Below are 23,797 nucleotides of genomic sequence, written 5' to 3'. Positions count from 1 at the left end.
ACAAGTGTCCGGGTGCCATCTTTTCATGAGATGTCACCTTTTTTTAAGAAGGCGCAGCACCCGGAACTTTTTTATTCCGGGCCTGTCAGGCGCGCATTGGGCAGGCGTGCGCGGGTTTCTTCCAGTGTTTCACAGGGGGGCTCATTTGGGGGCGTGCCGGTGGTGACAAGCGGATAGATATGTCGCCGCGTCATGTCACGTTTCAGGGTCGCGAAGGAAAAACGTTGGTCCGTGCGGATACACAGCGCCTTGGCCTGCCCGTCAATACCCACCTTTTCACAGCCGGGCTGATGCAGGCGGCGGATAATCTTGCGATCGCCATAAAGGACATGCCCGCCCCGCATGACCATGTCGATGGTACCGGGTGTGGACTGGACCGCCGCGTCGTACGGTGTCTGTCCCTGCGGACGGAACAGGACAAGATCTGCCACGTGGCCCGGCGCGATTGCGCCCATTACGCTGTCGCCATGTACGGCTGCGGCCCCACCCTGCGTCGCCATGCGCCACAGGTCGCGTGATGACAGGGCGCTGGCAAGATGGTCGTGGCTGTAATGCACGGCGCAGGCGAATTCCCGGCTCATGTTCATGGACCCCGAGGGCAGCCAGTCCGTGCCAAGGGCAATGGTTACGCCATGGGCGCGGGCGGCGGGAATGTCCACGGTCCGCCCGTACAGCGCAAGATTGCTGCGTGGTGACCAGACAAGGCTGATCCCCCGGTTGTGCAGCAGGTCAAAATCATTCGCGCCCAGCCCTACCCCATGCAGGATGGTCATGCCCGGCTGCATCATGTCCTGACTGATGCCGCCACCGCCCTGCTGTGGCGTGCGATCATAGGTATTGGAACTGAGGCAGCGGAATTCATTACGGGCCGCCCCGTTCGTGCCTTCCGCCACATGGGCAAGGAAGGCGGGCGTGGCCGCGACATCGGCGGGGGTGGATGGGTGGTTCCCGTAATTGCAGTCATGCGTGCGCATGATCCCCGGTCCGTCATCAAGCGGAAAGACCTGATAGGTTACGGCGTGCTGTGGCAGCCCTTCCAGGCCCGTGGCGAAATCCATGTTCCGCACAAGGCCAGGCGCCATGTTGCCCCCGACCATGGCCGTGATGCCACTGATCAGGAAACGCAGTTCGCCCCATGCGATCAGTTCCGGACTGGTGTCGGGATCGGCACCTTTCAGTTCGGTATGACCGTCCAGGCCCTTGCGCCATTCATGCCGGTGTTCAAACCGTTCCCCCGTATCGGGCAGCGGCGCATCACCTGTAAAGTCGATATGGTCATGCGGGTTGATGAAACCGGGTGAAAGGCTGTCCTGCGGGCAACTGATGATGGTCGGATGTGGCGCGGTCGGCTGGCATGTGGCACCGGCACACCGGATGATGCCGTGGGCGTCGATGATGACCCGCCCCGGCTTTGGGTCGGGCGTGTCGTTAAGGAGAATGGCGTCGATCACCGTTTCCCCCGCACCCGCCCGGACAGTGCAGCGCGCTCCCGTCGCCGCATGGGCGGCAGCGGCCCATGTCAGCATGGCGAGGGCGGCAAGAAGGGTCCGGGTTCCACAGGCCTGCCGGAGGAATGCGGATGTCCGGCTGCGGGCACGTGCCGTCACGCGGACATCGGACACGATAAAGGGTTCAGCATTCATGAACGGCGGGGACTTTCCTGTCTGGGTATGATGGACCCGCGTCACATGCCCGCCATCGGGTGTCCGGCGCGGGTGACGCGCGATCACGGGAAAAGGCTGTTGGGAATGGCGGGGTGGCGGCCCCAGAACCCGCAATGGTGACGGGTCGCCACGTCGTGCTCGACCCGGATCCCCCCATCGGCCGGCAGCGCCAGCACCGTGACATCGGGGGCCTGCGGGGTCCATGCCGGCCATGGCGCGGTCGTGCCCGACCGTCCAAATGTGGCCCACATATCCATCATCTGTGCGGACAGCGCCTGCTGCACTGGGGATAGCGGACCCGCGACGGATTTGTAACCGAACAGGTACAGCAGTTCCGCCGTATGGGACGCGCCACGGTCAAATCCCGGCGCATCCGGCAGTTTCATGGCCAGCGAGCGGAAGGGCGGCGCGGTGCGGTCGGCAAATTCATAGACGGCAACATGCGTCGGGCCATTCAGCACCGCCGCGGCCCGTAGCGCGGGACAGATCAGCATCTGGTCCGTGCGCAGGGCGGAAAGAGTATAGACCGGGTCCTGTCCCGGGGTAAGGGGATATTCCTTTTGCAGGTCGGCTGCGAACCCACTGTAATCCTGCTTCAGCAGCGCGTGGTACCGGTCGGTTGACAGCGGATAATAGCCTGCAAGGAACGTCCGCAATTCGTCGCGGTTGAAGCCGATCAGGACGGGAACCGAACCCACGGCGCCCGCCCGGATTGCCGCGTCCACCGGCTTGGGCTGCAGTGTGCTGCCGGACGGCGTGACCGGAAACAGGGGGCGGGAGACGGATGTCCCGTCCTTCAGCCGGACGGTTGGCTGCTGCCATACCGTATTCCATGCCGCCAGCAGGGCCGGAACCGGCAGGCGTTTCATGCAGGACAGCGGGTCAGGCCCCGTGCAGCCTGCTGCCTGCGCCGTTGCCGTGCCGATCGCCTCCATCACCGCGCGCGTGGGGCGGCCGGGGCAGAAGCCGCTCTGCATGATTGCCTGCGTGACAAGCCCGTGGGCCGCAGGTGCCGTCAGCACGTCACATATGTTCGCAGCCCCGGCTGACTCGCCCACCACGCTCATGCCCGTGGCATTGCCACCAAATGCCGCGATATTGTCGTGGGTCCACTTCAGCGCCGATATGATATCGCTGAGCGCCAGGTCCCCCTGCGGCTGCCCCCGTTCCCCCCCAAGGGCCAGGAAACCGAAAACCCCCAGCCGGTAGGTGGGAATGACCACGATGGAATGGGTGCGCGTGGCGAATTCCGTCCCGTCATAACTGGCGGGCGTGCCGGTCTGGTTGCCACCACCATGAATGAAGACGGTTACCGGCAGGCTGGCATGCGCATCCACGCCCGCCGGGCGATAGATGTTGAGGTACAGACAGTCCTCATTCACCGTCTCGCCCACATCGGCGCTGATCGGGGCGGCGCAGCCCATGCGTGCGGTCGTGGCCCGGACGGGAGCGGGATAGGACGCAAGGGGCGTGGATGGCTGCCACCTGCCCTGCCCCATGGGCGGGGCGGCGAACGGAACGCCAAGGAAAATATCCGCATTCCCCTGCGTCATGCCCGAAATCACGCCAACAGGTGCCGTGACCGACGGGGTGGCGGCCTGCGCCGCCGGTGCCGCCAGCATGCCGGTGGCGGTGGCAAGAACAGCCGTAAGAAGCCCGCGTGCTAACGTCCGTTCCTGCATGTCACCACCTGATTGTCGTTCATTTCATTTCCTTATCATTACAAAAAGGACGTGCCAAGCCGGTTGGGGTGTCGCATGGCGTCAGGGCAGCCTGCCCGTGTCGCCATGCGGCAGATCCATGTAATGTGGATGAAAGATGCCTGTGTGCCCGGGTCAGTCGCGCTTTGGCATGGCGTAGGTCTTGCCCGCTTCAAGCTGGGTTACGTATGGTCCGGTCCAGTCATGCATGAAAATGGCGTTCAGGTCCCGGGCGGGTGACGCGCCATGCACGAAAATGGATGCGTTGACTGTTGTCGTGAAGTAGCTGGGTTCCCAGTTGCCGGTCCCGATATAGACCGCATTGTCATCCGCAACCGCGTATTTGCAGTGTTCAACCCGCGCGAACGGTATCTTTTCCCCCGGCATGTCGGGAACCGTACTGAATTTGACGGTGACATGCGGCAGGGCGGACAATGACTTGAGATAGGACTGCATCGGTTCGGACAGTGACCAGTTGGACACGATGATCTGGGTTTCCACCCCCCGCGCGGCCGCATCACGCAGGGCCGTATCCAGTACCGGCCAGTAGCCACGCGCGCCGTAATGGTTGAATGCGCTCATGGTCAGGACCTGCAGGCGCAGGGTCTTGCGCGCGCCGTGGATCATGTCCACCAGCGCCTTTTCCTCGGTCGTCAGGGAGGACGGCATCATGACCGCCGGGCTGAAGGCGGGAAAGGCAATCAGCGGCTGTGTCCCGTCCGACAGGATAACCGGGTTGGCCTGCGTCACGGGCGCGATATCCGGTGTCGCCGCGAATTTGGCATAGGCATTGGACAGCGGCGCGCCCTGCGCCAGCATCCACAGCATGTTGAAGTCCGATTCAAAATCGCGTGCTATCGGCGCATTGTCGATCCGTGCGCCAATTTCATGAATGTGTTCAAGCGCGCGCCAGTCCCAGTTCTGGCTGCCCACGAATACGCTGTTATTGTCAACAACCATGTATTTGGCATGCAGGATGCCACCCGTCAGCATATGGCCGGGCAGGATGGCGGTCGAGATATTGGGAATGGTCTTCAGTTTTTCCAGAACGCTTCCCGTTTCCTTCAGGAAGGACTGCTCCACCACGATACGCACCTGCACGCCCGCCCTGGCGCGTTCCGTCAGGGCGTCGAGGATGTCGGACATGCTGTGGCCGGGTTTGTCCGTAATGTAGAAAACCGCCGCGTCAATGGAATGCTGGGCGTGGTGGATCATGTCCAGCCAGACATCCTTGGTGCGGGCGATGCCGGGCTGGCCGTACAGGGAATTTTCCGGCACGCTTTCCACGATCTGGAAATTCCGCTGCGTGCTGTCATCCGCACGGGCCACGTTGCCGTTTGCGACAAGGCCGGCCATGACCATGGCGCAGCCCGCCAGCCAGCGCAGGCGGCCGTGTCGGGATGTATTGCGCGAAAGAATGCTGTCTGAAAAAAGGATCACGGCGTATCGCCCTTCTTTGAAATGAACATGAAAACCGCTCTGTTTCCCGTGCGGATCGCAGGAAAATCCGGTTTATGCCGCCGGGCCGTCCATGCGCCGCACACGGCATGCAGGCCATCCCGTTACCGTGGGGCCCTAACGCTTGCATCCGCCAGATCCCGGTTCAGGACGAATGCCAGCCGGACGCCGGCTTTTTCCAGTTGCTCCGTCACGACCGTGCGTGCCGTTACGTCGTACCCCGCAGGCAGCGACAGGGGCGCGCTGTTGGCGTCACACCCGGCCGGGGGATTGAAATCATATACGTATGTCTTTGCCAGGCCGAAGCTTTCCATGGCCCACTGCGTGGGGGTGCCGGCCTGCCATGCATCTTTCTGCGTGACGGAAATCTGGTCGAACAGCCGATCGGCCAGATGCCGGGCGTCCGGGTCTATTTCCGTGACCACCGCCGTGTCCCAGTAGCTGTGCAGATTGGTCGTGCGCGGCCCGCCCAGGCTGATCCGCACGCAGTTGCCGCCCCGGTCGTCATGGTCCGCCGCGTGCAGGGGCTGGTGCATGTCCCCCACGAAATGAATGACATATTTCAGCGCCAGCACGCGGTCCGTGTCTGTGGAAGCAGGATTGGACAGGATATGCTCAAAGCGTTCAAGCTGGCTTGTGACGCAGGCCTGTCCCCCGCCCTGCGCCGGGGTCTGGCAGGCGGTGGCCATGTCGGGGTGGTCGATCTCAAGGTCGATGAAATGCCATGGCCCTGTTTCCGGGTGCCCTGCGGCACGCCATTTATCGGCCCATGTTGCGCGTGACATAAGGTCCGGCGCGGTCAGCGTGTCGTGATCCGTGGCGAGAATGGCATCAACCTTCGCACGGGTATCCGGCGTCATGTATTTCCACGCAAGTGCCGCAATGGCTTCGTGGCCTTCCATACCCCATGCATGCGCCCGGTCGGGACACATGGACAGGCCGAGGAGTGCGGCGCCAATGCACCAGACCGGCGTGCGCCTGTTGGCGCGCGTATCGGAAGACCTGCTGCTCATCGTGACGTTGCCTCCTCATCGGTGTGCCTGCCGGATGGAATGTCCCGGTCATCCGGCAGGTCCTGTTAAACCACTGCCGCCAGCACTTATGTGTATTTATTAAGAAGATTTGTCATGAGGGAACATTGTCGCGGTATTTTTTCCAGTTCGACAGGATTTCCTCGATCACCGGCTCCCCTGCCCGTTCATTATTGTCAAACGCCAGTGACTGCCCCGGTCCTTCATCCCCCATCGACTGCGTCACGGGCACGCCCGGCGGCGGGACCGAGAAATTGCTGCCTGAACGCAGCACCATGATCCGGTCGGGATCGACAAAGCCCAGCGTGGCCAGCGTGCGCATTTCACGCTGGTAGGTCTGGCTTTCCTCATTCGTCATGACGAATTTGCCCTGCCCATGTGTCCACAGCCTGACCCAGTCCTGTGCCCAGCGGTTGCGCGGCGGTTGCGCGGCGCGCCGTGCCAGTAGCGTTCCGCGCCCAGTGTCTCGCCCATCAGGACAAAGGGTGGCTTGCGGGCCTGATCGAAGCCCGTCCATGCCTTGCGCCGCAGGGCGATGGCCGGGTCATCGGCCAGGTTGACCCGCTGGCTGAGTGCGAATGCCCAGCGCGCCAGCCCCTGGTTAAGCGGATATGCCCGTGTCAGTTCCGCCACATCCGTCACCGATCCATAATGGTTCGGCGCTTCGGGCAGGGTGTTGGGACGCGATGCGCCGATGGCGTACAGCCCGTAAGGCCAGTCCTTGGGAATGGTGCGGTCATCAATTTCACGCAGGGCATCACCATCCACGACCCAGCGCGCCCATGCAACGCTCCCGACCGAGGCCGCATTGGGGTCAACACCCGAGATGCCCGTAAACAGCCAGTAGGTGTGATGGAAGTCGAAACGCGGATCAAGGACGAACGCCGCAAGGTCCGTTACGCCATGCCGCAGCACCAGGCCATACAGCCCTGCCCTGTTGCGGCGGACCACGTCGGGCGCACCGCGGACGGGCACTTTTTCATCCAGATGTTCGCGTTCAACCCAGTTCTGGTACTCACCGGGTTCATCGCCGCTATCCGCGCCATTTTCCCAGTTGGTCACGACAACAAACCTGACTTCCTGCGCAGGTGTCGCGCCATGCGCGGCCATGGGCAGGCAGGCCGCGCCCGCAAGCATGACAGATGTAAAAATACCGGCAGGAAACCTGCTTCGCCTCTGGTCAGCCATCAAATACTTTCGCTTTCGTTTCCAGACCACACCCGCCATGAAATCCGGATGCATCCGAAAGCGGCACAACGGCGCTGCCGCCCCTGATCGTTCCCGGTTGCCCATGGATCATGCCACGCGTCCGGCATGGCCGGATCATCACATCAGGTGAAGGGACCGGTAAACGTTACAGATGCGGCAAGATTGCGCCAGACACAAAGACGGCCACACGCTGTTGCATTTTAATTGACACCTGCCCGTATCGGCCCGCCGGGGCTGGAGGCAGTATTTCCCCTGCCCTGCATGGCTGTCCGGCGCCGTGCACGTCGCCTTTTGGAAAACGGCACCCGGAAGTATGAGGACTGTCTGGAAAGCCGCCTTGCGAAACGTCCGGTAAATCTGCGGAAAGCTTCGGGAGACGTCGCCTTTTTGGGAAAAGGCGACACCCGCAAACTTTTATCTGTTTTTTATCAATAAGCTGATTTCAGGTAGCGTCTTATTTATGGCGACCGGCATGGTGCGGCAGCGATGCCGCCACGCGCCGGTCGGCCTGCGCTTCCACCGCGCTGATGTCCTGCGTCAGCACCCTGCCGTGGTCCACCACCAGCCTTCCGCCAACATAGACCTGTTCCAGATCCCGCTCGGACGCGGCAAGGACCAGCGTTGCGTACGGATCAAACACATGTGCGAGATGCGTCGGGTCGATCACAAGAAAATCGGCAAGCTTGCCCGCCTCAAGGCTGCCCAGACGGTCGGAAACCTGCAGGACGGACGCGCTGCCAACCGTATGCAGGCGCAGCACGTCATAGGGGCTCATGATGCTGGCGCTCTGGTATTTGTCGCGGATGGCGTACAGCCCCGTGCGCATGTTTTCGAACGGATCGGCCAGATCGGCACTCGCCTCCCCATCTTCGCCCATGCCCACACGGATGCCGTCCTTGAGGTAGGTGGGAATGTCAGCCGTGCCCGAGGCCAGCCGCCCGTTGGACAGGGGGTTCCATGACATGGCGGCCCCTGCATGGCCTGTCTGCGACAGGATTTCGGGCGTGGTATGGATGAAGTGCCCGAAGATCAGATTCGGCCCCATCATCCCGCTCTGCGCGAAATAGGGAAAGACCGCCTGTTCGGACGCGATGGTATCGGGCGGTTCAAGGTAATGGGTCTGGTTGCTGACCCCGAATTCCTTCATCAGGGCCGCTTCCAGCATTGCTTCGGACTGGGCATGGGCCGGACTGTCCTGAAAGGCGACGGTGCCATTCAGCATGACGGACAGGAATGTGGTGCTGGCAGGCTGCGCCCTTGACCAGTCAATGAAGCCGCGCAGGTGCTGGCGCGCGCCATCCAGCGAATGGTCGACGGCGTCCGCCGTGGGGTTGATGCCGTGTACGAAGCGCAGGCCGGAATCCATTTCCGCGCGGAACTGCTGGTGGTCCACGTTGTCACGTTCGGTTTTCGGCTGGCCCCAGTGATTGCCGTAATTGAAATTATAGGCTGCCGTCACGCCATGCTGCAGGTGGTCAAGCGCGCCATCCAGCGTAAACCAGTAAAAATCCTCGGCCTGCGCGCGGCTGGCAGCCTTGTCATACAACGCGTCAATCCATCCCGGCAGCGTCTTGTCCTGCGCCAGACCACGATAGGCGGCCTGCCACAGGTGGCTGTGGGCGGAAATGAAGCCCGGCATGATCCAGTGGCCATGCGCGTCAAGCGTGGTCGTGGCATGGATGCCCGCGCCGGGTGTGCCGGGCGCAACGGACATGATCGTGCCATTGGCGTCGATCAGCATGTATCCGGTAAAGGGCTTCTTATATTTATCCGACATGGAGAATATATAAGCGTTCTTTACAAGAAACGATGGCTGGCTGTCCGCAGCACCCGCATGGGCAAATGGCAGCAGGCACAGCATCGTGGCTGCCAGCAGGGTTCTTTTTCCGATTGGCTTCATGATGGTCTATCCATTTTTCAGAACTGGTAGCAAAAGAAAAAGGGGTGTGGCCGGACGCTTGCGCGACCTGTCACAGTTCGGCGTATGAGGGCGCGCGTGCATCGATCGCCCTTCCGTGGCGTATGACGGCCCGTGGCGCCGTGGGCCGGGTGACAAGCTGGTTCATGTCCCGGGCCGCGAAAATTACCAGGTCGGCGGGGCTGCCGGCCCGCAGCGTCGTGTCCAGCCCCATCCATCGCGCAGGGGTGACGGACACGGACTGCCACCACCCGCCGAACGGATGGTCAAGATGCGCAATGCGCACGGCCTGCGAAAATACCTCCGCCATGTCAAGGTCGCCATAGGCATAGAACGGGTCGCGCGTGTTGTCGCTGGCGAACATGACCGGCACGCCCGCCGCGTGCAGTTCGTGCACCATTGTCACGCCGCGCCACAGCGGGGTGCGGCAGGGCGTGCGGTCCTGCAGGTACATGTTGCACATGGGCAGGCTGACGATGCCAATGCCCGCATCGGCCACGCTTTTCACGATCTCGGCCTGATGCGGCGCATCCTGCACCGACAGGCTGCAGCAGTGCCCGCACAGCACCGGCAGCCTGAAGCGCCGTCGCATGACCGTCTCGGCCACGGTCTGCAGGGCGGTGCCGCCGCGCACGTTGTTTTCGTCCACATGCAGGTCCAGCCCGCAGCCAAAGCGTTCCGCCAGTGCGAACAGGCGCTCCAGATGTTCCGGCGTGGCGTTGTCGTGCATGAGCACCGCGCCAAGACACGCGCCCGGCGTGCTGGCAACATCGCGCGCGATGCGTTCGCCGTCTTCCCCTGCGTAGGACTGCGGCATGACGAGGGAGACGGCCTGCAGCGCGATCCGGCCCGCCCACTGCGCCTGCATGTCCCGGACCAGTGGCCACACCCGCTGCCCGTGCGTACCCATGGTGTCCAGATGGGTACGCACCGCCTGCGTGCCATGCGCGTATGCGCAGCGCAGCGCGAATGTCATGCGGCGGCGTACGTCTTCCGTGCTCCAGTAAGCTTCGCGGTCCTGATTGACGGCCTGCAGCGCCCCCATGAAGGTCCCGTCGGGGTTGGGGGTCCGGTCCCATATGAACCCCTTGTCCAGATGAGTGTGGATATCCGCCATGGCGGGCCAGACCATGGCGCCATCCAGCGCCACCACCGGGAGGGCCGTATCGGGCGCGCGTTCGGATATGGCGGCGATCCGCCCGCCTTCGATGACCAGATTGCGGCGCAGCAGGCTGCCATCGGCTGCGGGCAGTGTGGCATCGGCCAGTACGTAGGCGTCATTATCGGGGAAAAGTGCAAGATCCATCATTATGTCCCGGGTCCATGCCGCCTGCCTGCCATGCCCCTGCGCGCGACCTGTCCAGAACGGAATCGTATCATTAATCCCGCATCCGGCCGCGATTGCAATGGAACAGCATGATGCCAGTTAAGCAACACGACATGTTAAAAATACCGCTTTATCAATACGATTCTATAATGTTACGCTGCCGTTGTAAATTCAGCCGTCCGGGTTAATGGGGAAGACGATGCACCATCAGGGCATAGGCAGACGTAGCATGCTGGCGGCCGGCGGCGCCATGATGGCCACCATGTTCATGCGCCCGCGCCCCGCAGCGGCGGACCAGCCGACGCTGCGGCTGCTGACAAACTGGTATGCCCAGGCAGAACACGGTGGTTTTTATCAGGCCCGGGCCGACGGCCTGTATGCGCAGGCCGGGGTTCCCGTCTCCATCAGAATGGGCGGGCCGCAGGTCAACAACATGCAGCTGCTGCTTGGCGGTCAGGCCGACATCATGATCGGCAGCATGGAACTTGCGCTGCTTGCTGCGGCAAAGGACCTGCCGGTTGTGGCCATAGGCACGTCGTTCCAGAAATCCGTGACCGGCCTTATGGTGCACAAGGACATTACCGCGCTTGACCAGCTGAAGGGGCACCCCATCCTGATCAATACCGAGGGGCGGGCCACCTTCTGGCCGTGGCTGCGCGCGCGATTTGGTTTTTCGGACGCGCAGGCCGGTGTCTATACTTACAACATCCAGCCATTCGTCATGAACCCGCGTCTGGCGATCCAGACCTTCGTAACCTCCGAACCCTTTGCCGCGACACAGAAGAACATCCCCTTCAATTACCTGCTTCTGTCTGATTCCGGCTATCGCACATACGGTAACGTGCTTCTGGCCACGCGCGATGTCATTGCCCGGCGCGGGGACGACGTGACCCGCTTCCTGCGCGCCAGTGCGGTGGGGTGGAACACGTACCTGTACGGCGATGCGACGGCGGGGGACAGGGATATCGTCGTTGACAATCCGTCCATGTCGGCGGCCCAGCTTGCCTATTCGCGCGATGCGCTGCGCCGGATCAGTGCGCTGGGGGAAAAAGGAAGCGTGATCGGCATGATGGATGATGCCCAGTGGGCGGCGCTGCATGACCTTGTCACGGCTGATGGCCAGTTTCCCGACACACCGGCGTGGCGCAGGGCCTATACGACCGAATTCGTGTCGCATCTGAGCACGACCGTAGCATGAGCCCGGTCGTTGGCCTGTGGGGGGTCGAAAAGGTCTTTGGCAGTGGCGTCCGCGCGCTTGCCCCGGTTGACCTGGAAATCCAGCCCGGTGAATTCATAAGCCTGATCGGCCCGTCCGGCTGTGGCAAGAGCACGCTGCTCAAGGTCATTGCCTCCATCCACCCGCCCACGGCCGGGCTGGTGCGGTGGTGGGGACGCGATTTCACGCATGTGGGGTCCGAAGGGCACAGGATGGCCTTCGTATTCCAGGACCCGACACTCATGCCATGGGCGCGGGTGGAAGATAACGTGCGCCTCCCGCTGGACCTGGAACGCGTGCCCGTCTCCACCGCTGCGCCGCAGGTCCGTGCCGCGCTGGAACAGGTCGGGCTGGGCCATGTGCTGCGGCATTACCCTGCGCAGCTGTCGGGCGGCATGAAAATGCGCACCTCCATCGCGCGCGCACTGGTGACGCGGCCCGACCTGCTGCTGATGGATGAGCCGTTCGGCGCTCTGGATGAATTCACCCGCGACCGGCTGGATGGGGAAATGGCGCGTCTGTGCTACGAAAACGGGCTGACCACGGTTTTTGTCACGCATTCGCTGTACGAGGCGGTTTTCCTGTCGTCGCGTGTCATTGTCATGGCGGCCAATCCGGGGCGGATATTTGGTGAATACCATATCGACCCCGCCATCCGCCGTGACGACGCATTCCGGCTGAGCGACGGGTTCGCCCATATGTGCCGCGACCTGAGCCAGATGCTGACGGAGGCAACCCATGCAACCTTTGCCGGCGCGGAGGGCGTAAATCCATGAACGCGCGCAATGCGGCACGGCTGGGCCTGCTTGCACCGGTGGTGGTGGGGCTGTGCACGCTGGGGATATGGCAGGCGGCCTGCCGGCTGTTTGCCATTCCCACGTACCTATTCCCGGCGCCGTCCGATATCGTGGCCTCGCTGTATGCCAACGGGCCCATGCTGCTTCATGCGCTGGGCAGCACGCTGTATGTCACCCTTGTGTCGCTGCTGGTTTCGGTCCTGCTGGGCACGGCCATCGCGGTCGTGCTGGTGCAGCACAGGCTGCTGCAGGCCAGTTTCATGCCGTATGTCATCATCCTGCAGGTCACCCCCATCGCGGCGGTGGCGCCGCTGATCATCGTGCTGGTCAAGACAACGTCCATGACGCTGGTGCTGTGCGCCACGCTGATTGCCATTTTCCCCGTCATTTCCAACACGCTGATCGGCCTTGGTTCCGTTGATCCGGGGCTGGAGGCCTATTTCCGCATGCACAAGGCCACGCGCATGCAGATGCTGCTGCGGCTGCGCATTCCCAGTGCGCTGCCCATGTTCATGGCCGGTGTCAGGATCGCCAGTGGGCTGGCCCTTGTCGGCGCGGTCGTGGCGGAATTCGTGGCCGGTACGGGGGGCAACAGCGCGGGGCTGGCCTATGAAATCCTGCAATCAGGTTTCCAGATGGACATACCGCGCATGTTCGCCGCCCTTTTCCTCATCACTGTCACGGGGCTGGTTCTGCATGGTGGCATGACCACCATCGAACGCCTGCTGCTCGGGCGCTGGATGCGCCCGGTCACATGACGCCTGCTCCCCTTTTTTTCGGAATCTGACCTGATATGACCAATACCCTTCCCCGTCGCTACTGGCAGGACATGATCTCGCGTGAGTTCCGTGAGCTGCCGGACAATACGGTCGCGGTGCTGCCCGTGGGCGCGATTGAACAGCACGGGCCGCACCTGCCTGTCAGCGTGGACAGCTGCATCAATGCGGGGCTGCTGGAACGTGCGCTGGAACGCGCGCCCGTCGACCTGCCGATCACGGCGCTGCCGCTGCAGGCCGTGGGCAAGAGTGACGAACACATTGCCTACCCTGGCACGCTGACGCTGTCGGCTGATACGCTGCTACATGTGCTGCTGGACCTTGGGGCCAGCGTCGCGCGCGCGGGTGTGCGCAGGCTGGTGCTGCTCAATTCCCATGGGGGACAGCCGCAGATACTCGACATCGTGGCGAGGGAACTGCGGCGGACCCACAACCTGTTTGTGGTGTGCGTGGCATGGGGGCGTTTCGGCTGCCCCGAGGGGCTGTTCACCCCGCAGGAACTGAAATACGGCATTCATGGCGGCGATGTCGAAACGTCGCTCATGTGCTACCTGCGCCCCGACCTGGTACGGATGGAGCGGGCGGAAAACTTCGTGTCCTGGCCCGAAGAAATGGCCAGGGAATACAAGTGGCTGCAGGCCGAAGGCCGCGTGGGGTTCGGCTGGCATGCCCATGACCTTCACCCCGCGGGTGCATGTGGCGATGCATCGGGGGCGACTGCGGAAAAAGGCAGGCTGGTTGCAGACAAGTACATCGAGGGCTTTCTGGAACTGATGGCGGAAGTCGCCCGCTACCCGCTGGAGCGCATACGCCCGGTCACGCCGGACCTGGGGCGCTAGGCCGATCGGGGATAGGAGAGACGCATATGACCCTGGATACGTTCCTTAATGACCTTCCGCATGTCGCGGCCCAGACCGAGCCTGCCATCGTCAAGCGCAAAAGCCGGGATTTCTACTGGTACAGCCCGGCACTGAAGGCGCGGTTGCACGGGCTGGCGGCGCAGGCGGTGGTCATGCCCCGCACGACGGACGACGTGCTGGACATAGCCCGGGCGGCGCGGCGGCATAATGTTCCCCTGACCGTGCGCGGCGGGGGCACGGGCAATTATGGTCAGGCCGTACCGCTGCAGCAGGGCGTGATCGTGGACATGACCGAAATGAACCGTGTGCTGAAGGTGGAACACGGCGTGGCCCGGGTGCAGGCGGGTGCCAATATCCTTGCCCTTGACCGTGAACTGCGTGGGCAGGGGCTGGAAATCCGCATGTTCCCCTCCACCAAGCGCACGGCGTCGATTGGTGGTTTCTACTGCGGGGGGTCCGGCGGCATCGGTTCGGTCAGGTGGGGCGGGCTGAGCAATCCGGGCAACCTGCTGGGTGCGCGGCTTGTCTCCCTCGCAGTCGAACCCGAGGTGCAGGACCTGCGCGGCAGGGAGGTGTTCTGCCTGCAGCATGCCTATGGCACCACGGGCATCGTGACGGAAGTGGACGTACCGGTCGAGCCGGTGATCGCATGGCAGGATCTGGCCATTGGCTTTGCGGATTTTGCCGCGGCCGCCGCGTTCGGGCGCTCACTGGCCATGCAGCCGGGCATCGACAGGAAACTGGTCAGCGTGATCGACGCGCGGCTTGTCCCCTATTTCCCGCATCTATCCGATGTCGTGCCGCCGGGCCATGCGATCGTCATTGCCATGGTGGCGCCTGCAGCCGTGGCGGTGGTAGACGACCTCGCACGCCAGCAGAATGGCAGCATATGCTACCGCGCCGCCATGCATGAGGCCGAGGACGACCCCACGCGGATGCCGCTGTATGAACTGACGTGGAACCACACGACCCTGCAGGTGCTCAAGAAGGACCGCTCCTTTACCTACCTGCAATGTCTCCATCCCGCGCAGGATATGCTTGAAAGCGTGGATACGATGACGCGGCTGCTGGGTGAGGAGGTGATGTTCCACCTGGAGTTCATGAATGTTGGCGGCCAGATCGCCTGCGCGGGCCTGCCGGTATTCCGGTTCACCACGCAGGACCGGCTGGATGCGATCATCGCCCTGTTCCGCGCGCATGGGGTCAGCGTGGCCAACCCCCATGTCTATACGCTGGAGGACGGTAGCCCGCGCCAGCAGATCGCCCCGGAACTGCTGGCGGCCAAGCAGCGCAATGACCCGATGGGCCTGCTCAATCCCGGCAAGATGCGCAGCTTTACCCCGGTGGCGCAGGAAACCCCGGCATGACGGACAGGCTGTACGCCGTGGCCGCGCCGCGCACCGAACGCATGTGCGCGCGCGACGGGACGGTGCTGGTGGCCGACATATGGCAGCCCGAAGGGGACGGGCCGTTTCCCGTCCTGCTGATGCGGCAGGCCTATGGCCGGCGTATCGGCACATCGCTGTGCTATGCGCCGCCGGAATGGTACGCGGCACGTGGGTATATCGTGGTCATGCAGGACGCACGCGGACGTGGTGAATCCGGCGGCACGTTCGACCTGTTCCGGTATGAAGCGCAGGACGGGGTGGATACGGTCAACTGGGCTGCCGGATTGCCAGGCAGCTCGGGGCGGGTCGGGATGTTCGGGTTTTCCTTTCAGGGAACCAACCAGCTACTGGCCGCGACCCAGGACTGCCCTGCCCTGCGCGCGCTGGCACCAGCCATGATCGGCTGGGACCTGCGCCGTGACTGGGCCTATGAAAATGACGCCTTTCCCCTGCGCGCCAACCTGGGGTGGGCGATACAGCTTGCGGCCGAGACCGCGCGTCTTGCCGGGGACCACGCAGCACAGGCGACCCTGTTCGCGGCATCGCGCGGCATGTCCTTTTCCGGGTCGACACCTGTCAGGCCGCCCATTCTCGACCTGCTGCGCCGGTACAGCCATTATACCACATGGCTGGATACCCCGGCGGATGACCCGTACTGGGCATCAATCTCGCCCGCCGCGCATGTGGATGCGATCATTGCCAGCAAACCGGCGGTTTTCCTGATTGGTGGGTGGTACGACAGCCACCTGCCCGGCACGCTGGCGGCATGGCGGGCGCTGTCGGGCCATGTTCCGGCGCGGCTGCTGGTGGGACCATGGGGGCATTTCCCGTGGGACCGGCGCACCGGGGATCTGGATTTTGGCAATGACGCCATAACCGATATTGACCAGCAGCAGGTCCGCTGGTTCGACCAGTGGCTGAAAGACCGTCCCCCCGCCACGCCTGACGCGCCCGTGCGCCTGTTTGATATGGGGGCGCATGTCTGGCGCGATGGCGCCGACCTGCCGGAACCTCAGGCCATGTTCCACCTGTCCGGAACCGGGCGTGCCGCCATTGATACGCGCGACGGGGGGCTTGTGCCCGCAGGCCAGATCCGGCCGGATGCGGATGTGCCGCAGTCCCTGACCCTTGACCCATGGCGGCCCGCCCCGGCGCAGGGCGGCAGTTTTGGCATGCCGGTCGGCCCGGTTGACCGCAGCCGGACGGATGCCCGGTCTGACATCGCGACATTCACCACCCCGCCACTGACCGCGCCGCACCTGCTGTGTGGTCAGGTCATGTGCCGGTTTGTGGTGCGCAGCGCGCATCCGTCCTTTGACCTGCATGCCGTTCTGTCGCGCATAAGCGCAGCGGGGCAGGCCTATACCCTTGCGGAAGGTTATGCCAGGGCCGGACCGGGAGAGACCACCGTGCCCATGCGCGCCACCTGTGCGCGGGTGGAAGCGGGCGAAGCCCTGCGGCTTTCGGTTTCCCTGTCATGCTTTCCGGCCTTTCCCCTCAATCCCGGTACGGGTGTCGCGCCATGTGACGCCGCCCTGCCGGACATGACCGTGACCACCGTACACATCGTGACCGGGGATGGCGGCACATGCTTGCATCTTCCCCTTTCACCAGCCGGAGAATGACATGAACGCCTTTTACAAGAGATCGGTCGGCCAGATCGAGGCCCGTCGCATTTCACCCAATGACAGCAACTATTTCGTGCTGCTGTTTGATGAAAAGGATGGCGGGACGATCTGCGTCGCCGTTGTGGAAATCTTCACGGTCGGCGGCAAGACACCGCCCAACACGCACCGGGCGGCAGATGAACTGTTTTTCGTGCTGAGTGGACAGGGCCGCGCGCTGTGCAACGGGCAGGCCACCGAACTGCGCAAGGGGGATGCACTGCTGGTCAAGCCGGGGTCGGAGCATATCGTGGAAAATACCGGCGATAAAAAGCTCTATACCCTGACGGTCATGGTGCCGGATGAAAAATTCGGTGCGCTGATCCGTCGCGGCACGCCTGTCGAACTGGATGATGAGGACCGTGCGGTCCTGTGCGGCTGAAGGAAGACCCGATGAACCCGCTGGGCTGCAACACCCGTAACCGCTGGCAGGTGTCCGACACCACCGCCAACCTTGTGCGCCCCTCCGTCACGCCGCGTCTAGTCACGCTCAGCGCGCCGCCCAAGCAGGTCACGCTTGACCTGGCGCGGACGGCCATGATCGTGATCGACATGCAGAATGATTTCTGTCACCCCGAGGGCTGGCTGGCCGGGATCGGGGTGGACATCACGCCCGCGCGCGCGCCAATCGCGCCACTGTCGCGCCTGCTGCCCGCCCTGCGCGGCGCAGGCGTGCCGGTGATATGGGTGAACTGGGGCAACCGGAAGGATCTGGCCAACATTCCCCCTTCCCTGCTGCATGTCTATGACCCCGAGGGACACGGCGTGGGTCTTGGCGGGGCGCTCCCGGTGCATGATGCCCACGTGCTGGAACATGGCAGCTGGAGTGCCGGCATCGTGGATGAACTGGCGGCTGATGCGTCGCGTGACCTCCACGTGGACAAATACCGCATGAGCGGCTTCTGGGACACGGTGCTGGACAGCGTGCTGCGTAACCTGCGGGTGGACACGCTGCTGTTCGCGGGGGTCAATATGGACCAGTGCGTCATGGCCACGTTGCAGGATGCAAGCTGTCTTGGGTATGACTGCATTCTGCTGGAGGACTGCGCCGCCACGACATCGCCCGATTTCTGCGCGCAGGCGACGGTCTATAACGTGCGGCAGTGCTTCGGTTTCGTCACCAGCGGCGACGAATGCCTGCGTGCGATGCACGATGGCGCGGCATGACGCGGCAGCCTGAAAGTTCCATATCAGGTGCGGGCTGCCGGATCATTCCGGCACCCCGTTTGCGGGGGCGCTGACCCCGCCACCGGTCGCCCTGTCTATCTGACAGATGAATCAAGGCTGGCGCGCCAAGACGTGCATCGGGCAGACATTCTGCCGGCTGGATGGCCCGCAACCTGTGGGTCAGCATGTCTGGTGCATGGATACGGGACCATAGTCATTCATGCCATGAACCTGGCGGGCGGGTCTGATCGGCCTGATTTACATACGAATGCCCCAACAGGGGATTGATGCGGCAGGTAGGTCAGGCGCTGGCGTTTGTGCATATGCCGGACAGGAAAATCCCCCATGCCCTGTCAAAAAACTTTTTTCGTGCGGCGGCATCCTGCATCCGGTTCTGGCCCAGCATGGTGTTCTGCAACGGCCATCCGATCACCAGGCTCATGAGGACGCGCGTCATTTCCTCATGGTCGTGGGATTCAATACGTCCCGCGTCCGCTGCTACACGCAGCAGGCGGCTTATGGTTGCTACGAAGGGTTCCACGATGGTGACCATCATTTCATCGGCAACGAATGGAATGCGGTGCCCGTCGCTAATGACAATCCGGTAGGCTTCGCGCGTTTCCGGCCGCAGCATGAAGTCCAGAAAGAACCGGGCAATTTCACGTGTTGCTACCAGCGGGTCTTTGGACGATGCCTCCATGGCCCCCGCTTCGTGCAGCAGCAACCGGCCCCGTTCGGCCACCACGGCCTTGAACAGGTCCTCTTTCGAGGAATAGCGACGGTACAGCGTGGCCTTGCTGCATCCTATGACGCGGGCAATCTTTTCCAGCGAAGTGGCGGCATATCCCTGTTCGACAAAAAGGGCGGTCGCGACCTCAAGGACCTGCCGGTCAAGCTGCGCCGACACTTCAGGTGTCGGGCGTCCGCCTGTGTGCTGGGGCCTTGGGGATACGTCAGGCATGTCCGGTCCTCTGGTTGCATCTGTTCCGAAAGAAACAGGCGATCCATACCACACAACCCCTTTCAGGTGCCATCGCCCCGCCCCGCGACATGACATGCGCCCATGGCGGGTATGCCTTCGCGCGGTACAGGCCCGGGCGCCTCTACCGGCGGTGTCATGCTGGTGCATGAACCGGCTTTCTGTTGATGAAACGCTTGATCCCCAGCGAGAACAGGTCACGCCCGTGGCCCGGGCTTTTCATGCCGCCAGAAGGCGGGCCGGTGACTGCCCCTGACCATGCAGGGGCAGTTTTTCCGTATTACTGGATTTCCAGGCAGATCTTGCCGAAATGCCGGTTGCTTTCCTGATAGCGGAACGCGTCCACAATGTTTTCCAGCGGAAAGGCGCGATCAATGACCGGGCGGATGGCGTGCGCGTCAAAGGCCCGCACCATGGCCTGCTGGTCTGCCCGGCTACCGACCAGAACCCCCTGCAGGCGGAACTGCTTCAGCAGCATGGGCACGATTTCCAGATGGCCCGAAACGCCGCTCAGGATGCCGATGGTGGAAATATGCCCCCCGACCCTGATCGCCTCCATTGACTGCGCCAGGGTTGCCGGGCCGCCCACTTCAATGACATGGTCCACACCCCTGCCGTCGGTCAGGTCCCATGCGGTTTTCCCCCATTGCGGGTTTTCGCGGTAATTGATCACGTGATCCGCGCCCAGTTCACGCAGGCGGTCTAGCTTGGCACCGCTGGAGGACGTTGCGATCACCGTTGCGCCCGCCATCTTGGCGAACTGCAGGGCGAATATGGACACCCCGCCCGTGCCCTGAACCACAACGGTGTTGCCCGGGCTGATCCGGTCATCAACAAACAGGGAGCGCCACGCGGTCAGGCCTGCGGTGGTGAGTGTCGCGGCCTGCGCGTGCGTCCATCCGCGGGGCGCATGGGTAAATGATGTTGCAGGGGCGGTGACGTATTCGCGCGCATATCCGTCCACCCCGTCGCCCGGTACGGTCGTAAACCCGATGACCTGTGGCGCACCGGAAAGCCAGGTGGGGAAAAACGTGCTGACCACCCTGTCGCCGGGCGCGAATTCCGTGACCCCTGCCCCGGTTTCCACTACCTCGCCCGCCCCGTCCGCCATGGGAATGCGCGGCACGGCCGGTCCCCACATGCCGCTCACAACGGCGTAATCATGATAATTCAGCGACGAGGCATGCAGGCGCACCCTGATTTCACCTGCGGCGGGCGCGCGCACGGGCTGATCCGTCATGACCACATTCGCGAACCCGCCTGGGGGCTGCACCACGATTGTCCGGTTCATGCCTGGCTTCTCCTTTTATTACGAATGTTTGTTATTTTTATTATGGACTGAAAATCAGAGGTTACCCGTAATCTGGCCCGGTTGCGGCGTACTGTCCACCATGTCCCGTCCGGCGGTCCGGGCCGGACATTGTCGATCCTGCCTGCGCAGGACTGGCTGACCGGTATGTGCCATTGGGGAGATCATGCCGTTCTATCTATGCGGGTGTTCGCCGGTGGCATGAGGCTGAAGGGAAAGCCTGCAGTATTGCCATGCTGCCTGTCCGATGCCGCCGTGATTCCCATTACGCTGGCAGGGCACGGCGCATCATGCGCTTACGGGCAGATGTGCCCCGCGGTGGATACGGTCCTGTTCACCCCTTCGCCCGGTGCGTGGAATATGCGTGCGGGACAAGACAGATGCTTGACGATGGGCGGCATGATGTTACGCTAACCTAACTAAATAGTCAGAAAATTCCATTTTGCGTTTCTGCGGCCTGAAAGTTTCCTCATGCATATCCGTGGCTTTATCGGCATTATATTCCTGATATGTGTTGCCATGGTGTTTTCCACGGACCGGAAACGCATCAACCTGCGCATTATCGGCGCCTGTCTGCTGCTGCAGGCGGGGATTGGCCTGCTGGTGCTGCGTGTGCCGTCGGGGCAGGCCGCGCTGCGGGCCATATCGGACATGGTGACGCAGGTCCTGTCCTATGGCAGCGAGGGCGCGCGCTTCCTGTTCGGGGGACTGGTCGGTCCCCGCATGCATGACCTGTTTCCCGACGGATCCTATGTCTTTGCGTTTCAGGTGCTGCCTTCGCTGGTCTATGTCAGCGCGCTGATTGCCGTTCTCTATCATTTCGGCATCATGCAGGCCTTTGCCCGTCTGCTGGGGCGTGGGCTGCAGTGGCTGCTGGGCACGTCGCCGGTTGAATCCTTTGGCGCCATCATCACCATTTTCGTGGGCCAGAGCGAACTGCCGGTCGCCCTTGGTCCCTATCTTGCATCCATGAGCACAAGCGAACTGGCCAGCGTGATGTGCAGCGGCACGGCGTCCGTTTCCGGCGCGACGCTGGTCGGGTATTTCGGTCTGGGTATTCCGGCGGACTATCTGGTGGCGGCGTCCTTCATGGCCATTCCTGGCGGCCTGATGTTCGCCAAGATGCTGGAACCCCGCGCACCGGACAGCCCGGTCAGCCCGATAGACGCCGGGCGTGCCGCCTATCATCGCGCCTTTTTCGAAGCCGTGATGGAAGGCGCGATGAAGGGCGCCCAGACCGCCGTGGCGGTGGCGGCCATGCTGGTTGCGTGTATTGGCCTGATCGCGCTGGTCAATGGCATGCTGCAGGGTATCGGGGGGCATGTCGGCCTGCCCGCACTGTCGCTGGAATACATCATGGGCCTGCTGCTGGCGCCGCTGGCATGGATGCTGGGCGTGCCTGCGGGTGAATGCGACGCGGTGGGATCGGTGTTGGGGCTGAAGGTCGTGCTGAACGAATTCGTCGCCTACCTGCGGCTGGGGCCGGACATACAGGCAGGCCGTCTGTCAGCCCGGGCGGCGGCCATTGCGTCGTTCGCCCTGTGCGGGTTCGCCAATCTCAGTTCGCTGGGGCTTGCCGTGGCGGCCTTTGGCAGCCAGTGCCCGGACCGGCGTGAGGAAATTGCCCATAAAAGCGCGCGTGCCGTGCTGGGTGGCATGCTGTCCAACCTGATGAGTGCGGCCATAGCCGGCATCATCATGCCCTGATCCGCCGCGCGGCAGTTGATTCTTGCAAAACAACAGAAGTTTTTTGGGTGCCGCCTTTTTCAAAAAGGCGGCGTTTCCTGAAGCGTCCTGAACAACGCGTCACCAAAAAACATCTTCTGCCCGCACCATGTTTTCCGCGGGGCGTTTCTGAAAACCGCCCGTTCTGACGGACTGTATTCCCCGCGGCCGTGTTGCGGGAAAAGCCCATACCCGGATTTTACCCCGCAAACGCATTCAGGCCGGTCAACCCATAAGGGCGGACCGGCCTGATCATCGTGCGTATCATGTCTGCCCCGCCCATGCAGGATGAGAACAGGCATGGCGCGATTATCTGCTGTTGAAGGCTGCGTCCGCCTTGAGCACCGCCCGGAGAAGGACATCCGCCCCGGCCGTCGCATCCTGTTCGGTAATGCTTTCCGCCTCGTTATGGCTCAGGCCATCGGCACAGGGGACGAAGATCATGGCCGTTGGCGCAATGCGCGCCATGTAGGCCGCGTCATGGCCGGGGCCGGATACGATACGCCGGGCGCTGTAGCCGCTTTCCATCGCCGCGGCCTCGACCATGTCGATGCAGGCGGGGTTGAAATGCACGGCTGGTGCGTCCCAGATCCGCACGATATCCAGTGTCACGCCACTGCGCTGCGCGATTTCAGGCAACTGGCTGTACAGCTGCTCTTCCATTCTGCGCACGACCGCATCATCGGGGTCGCGCATGTCGATGGTGAAAAACACCTCGCCGGGGACCACGTTGTTGCTGTTGGGTCGGTTTTCAATCAGCCCTACGGTGCCGACCGCAGTGGGCGCATGGGACAGGGCCACTTCGCTGACCGTCTCGATCATGCGGGCGGCGGCCAGCAGCGCGTCGTGGCGCATGGGCATGGGGGTGGAACCGGCATGGGCGTCCTTGCCCGTGACCGTGGCCTCGTACCACCGCGCGCCCTGCACGCCGGTGACAATGCCAATGGTCTTTTCCTCGGCTTCCAGGATCGGACCCTGTTCGATATGCAGTTCGAAATACGCGGTGACCGGATGCTGCCCGCACGGTTCGCTGCCGCGATAGCCGATGGCCTCCAGTTCATCACCAAAGCGCTTTCCCGCCCGGTCGCGCTTGTCCAGCACTTCCTGTTCGGTAAACACGCCGGCAAAGACGCCCGAACACATCATGGGCGGGGTAAAGCGCGACCCCTCCTCGTTCGTCCAGTTGATCAGTTCGATCGGGTGGCGGGTCACGTAACCGGACCGGTGCAGCGCGCGCAGGACGGCAAGGCCACCCAGAACGCCAAGGATACCGTCATACTTGCCGCCCGTGGGCTGCGTATCAAGGTGGCTGCCAATGGTGATGGGCGGCAGGCTGTCATCCTGCCCCGGTCGGCGGGCGAACTGGTTGCCCATGGAATCATGCGTGACCGTGCAGCCCAGTGCCTCGCACGTGCGCACGAACCAGTCGCGCACCTGCCTGTCTTCCGCCGTCAGTGTCAGGCGGCGGATCCCGCCCTTTGGCGTGCCGCCAAACCGGGCGGTTTCCATAAGGTCAGACCACAGGGCCTGCCCGTCAATGCCAAGATTGCTGCCATGTGTCGCGGTTGTATGCTGTGTCATAAGCTTCCTTCCATGCCGGGCTGCACCC

General features: G+C 63.0%; 18 protein-coding genes and 1 pseudogene. 9 read left to right on the top strand and 10 right to left on the bottom strand.

Going from position 1 to position 23,797, the window contains the following annotated elements; translation table 11 throughout:
- Positions 1-71: 71 nt before the first annotated feature.
- From CFR80_RS06300 to CFR80_RS06270, 7 genes and pseudogenes are all read right to left on the bottom strand, one after another.
- Positions 72-1,643, bottom strand: a complete 1,572-nt coding sequence (locus tag CFR80_RS06300) for an amidohydrolase family protein (RefSeq protein ID WP_010514481.1) — start codon at positions 1,641-1,643, stop codon at positions 72-74.
- Positions 1,644-1,726: 83 nt separating this feature from the next.
- Positions 1,727-3,346 carry a carboxylesterase/lipase family protein gene (locus CFR80_RS06295; protein WP_010514480.1) on the bottom strand — a complete coding sequence of 540 codons (1,620 nt, stop codon included), beginning with the start codon at positions 3,344-3,346 and terminating at the stop codon, positions 1,727-1,729.
- 153 nt (positions 3,347-3,499) lie between these two features.
- Positions 3,500-4,804, bottom strand: coding sequence for a phospholipase D-like domain-containing protein (locus CFR80_RS06290; RefSeq protein ID WP_010514479.1), 1,305 nt, complete (start codon positions 4,802-4,804; stop codon positions 3,500-3,502).
- A 122-nt stretch (positions 4,805-4,926) separates the two neighbouring features.
- Complete coding sequence (locus CFR80_RS06285; protein ID WP_010514477.1) at positions 4,927-5,835, bottom strand: S1/P1 nuclease; 909 nt, start codon at positions 5,833-5,835, stop codon at positions 4,927-4,929.
- A gap of 112 nt (positions 5,836-5,947) precedes the next feature.
- A pseudogene (locus tag CFR80_RS06280) lies at positions 5,948-7,041 on the bottom strand (purine nucleoside permease).
- A 475-nt stretch (positions 7,042-7,516) separates the two neighbouring features.
- Positions 7,517-8,962: an amidohydrolase family protein gene (locus CFR80_RS06275; protein WP_010514475.1), complete on the bottom strand. Its 1,446-nt coding sequence runs from the start codon at positions 8,960-8,962 to the stop codon at positions 7,517-7,519.
- 70 nt (positions 8,963-9,032) lie between these two features.
- Complete coding sequence (locus CFR80_RS06270; RefSeq protein ID WP_110507175.1) at positions 9,033-10,289, bottom strand: cytosine deaminase; 1,257 nt, start codon at positions 10,287-10,289, stop codon at positions 9,033-9,035.
- 247 nt (positions 10,290-10,536) lie between these two features.
- On the opposite strand from CFR80_RS06270, the gene CFR80_RS06265 reads away from it, so the two are divergent.
- From CFR80_RS06265 to CFR80_RS06230, 8 genes are read left to right on the top strand one after another with little or no spacing between them, the layout of a single operon-like run.
- Complete coding sequence (locus tag CFR80_RS06265) at positions 10,537-11,505, top strand: ABC transporter substrate-binding protein (protein WP_110507174.1); 969 nt, start codon at positions 10,537-10,539, stop codon at positions 11,503-11,505.
- Positions 11,502-12,299 carry an ABC transporter ATP-binding protein gene (locus tag CFR80_RS06260; protein WP_010514472.1) on the top strand — a complete coding sequence of 266 codons (798 nt, stop codon included), beginning with the start codon at positions 11,502-11,504 and terminating at the stop codon, positions 12,297-12,299. Before CFR80_RS06265 ends, CFR80_RS06260 begins: the two co-directional genes overlap by 4 nt.
- A complete protein-coding gene (locus CFR80_RS06255) occupies positions 12,296-13,078 on the top strand; it encodes an ABC transporter permease (protein WP_110507173.1) in 783 nt (260 codons plus the stop codon). Before CFR80_RS06260 ends, CFR80_RS06255 begins: the two co-directional genes overlap by 4 nt.
- Before the next feature lie 35 nt (positions 13,079-13,113).
- The gene (locus tag CFR80_RS06250) at positions 13,114-13,935 is read left to right on the top strand and encodes a creatininase family protein (RefSeq protein WP_010514469.1); all 822 of its coding nucleotides are present in this window, start codon (positions 13,114-13,116) and stop codon (positions 13,933-13,935) included.
- 26 nt (positions 13,936-13,961) lie between these two features.
- Positions 13,962-15,323 carry an FAD-binding oxidoreductase gene (locus CFR80_RS06245; RefSeq protein WP_010514468.1) on the top strand — a complete coding sequence of 454 codons (1,362 nt, stop codon included), beginning with the start codon at positions 13,962-13,964 and terminating at the stop codon, positions 15,321-15,323.
- Positions 15,320-16,969, top strand: coding sequence for a CocE/NonD family hydrolase (locus tag CFR80_RS06240; protein ID WP_110507172.1), 1,650 nt, complete (start codon positions 15,320-15,322; stop codon positions 16,967-16,969). Before CFR80_RS06245 ends, CFR80_RS06240 begins: the two co-directional genes overlap by 4 nt.
- Position 16,970: 1 nt before the next feature.
- Positions 16,971-17,390, top strand: a complete 420-nt coding sequence (locus CFR80_RS06235) for a cupin domain-containing protein (protein ID WP_010514466.1) — start codon at positions 16,971-16,973, stop codon at positions 17,388-17,390.
- Positions 17,381-18,175, top strand: a complete 795-nt coding sequence (locus CFR80_RS06230; RefSeq protein ID WP_010514465.1) for a cysteine hydrolase family protein — start codon at positions 17,381-17,383, stop codon at positions 18,173-18,175. Before CFR80_RS06235 ends, CFR80_RS06230 begins: the two co-directional genes overlap by 10 nt.
- Positions 18,176-18,476: 301 nt before the next feature.
- On the opposite strand, the gene CFR80_RS06225 is transcribed toward CFR80_RS06230, so the two are convergent.
- On the bottom strand, positions 18,477-19,136 hold the full coding sequence (locus CFR80_RS06225) for a TetR/AcrR family transcriptional regulator (RefSeq protein WP_042658849.1): 660 nt from the start codon (positions 19,134-19,136) through the stop codon (positions 18,477-18,479).
- Positions 19,137-19,434: 298 nt separating this feature from the next.
- Positions 19,435-20,445 carry a zinc-dependent alcohol dehydrogenase family protein gene (locus CFR80_RS06220; RefSeq protein WP_010514463.1) on the bottom strand — a complete coding sequence of 337 codons (1,011 nt, stop codon included), beginning with the start codon at positions 20,443-20,445 and terminating at the stop codon, positions 19,435-19,437.
- A gap of 489 nt (positions 20,446-20,934) precedes the next feature.
- On the opposite strand from CFR80_RS06220, the gene CFR80_RS06210 reads away from it, so the two are divergent.
- Positions 20,935-22,170, top strand: a complete 1,236-nt coding sequence (locus tag CFR80_RS06210) for a NupC/NupG family nucleoside CNT transporter (protein WP_010514461.1) — start codon at positions 20,935-20,937, stop codon at positions 22,168-22,170.
- Between the two features lie 327 nt (positions 22,171-22,497).
- On the opposite strand, the gene CFR80_RS06205 is transcribed toward CFR80_RS06210, so the two are convergent.
- Positions 22,498-23,769, bottom strand: a complete 1,272-nt coding sequence (locus CFR80_RS06205) for a M20 family metallo-hydrolase (protein WP_048855455.1) — start codon at positions 23,767-23,769, stop codon at positions 22,498-22,500.
- Positions 23,770-23,797 lie beyond the last annotated feature (28 nt).

Source organism: Komagataeibacter oboediens (assembly GCF_003207815.1).
GTDB classification, from domain to species: Bacteria; Pseudomonadota; Alphaproteobacteria; order Acetobacterales; family Acetobacteraceae; genus Komagataeibacter; species Komagataeibacter oboediens.
Note: the sequence above shows the minus strand (reverse complement) of the source record. Positions and strands in the feature narration are given on the sequence as shown.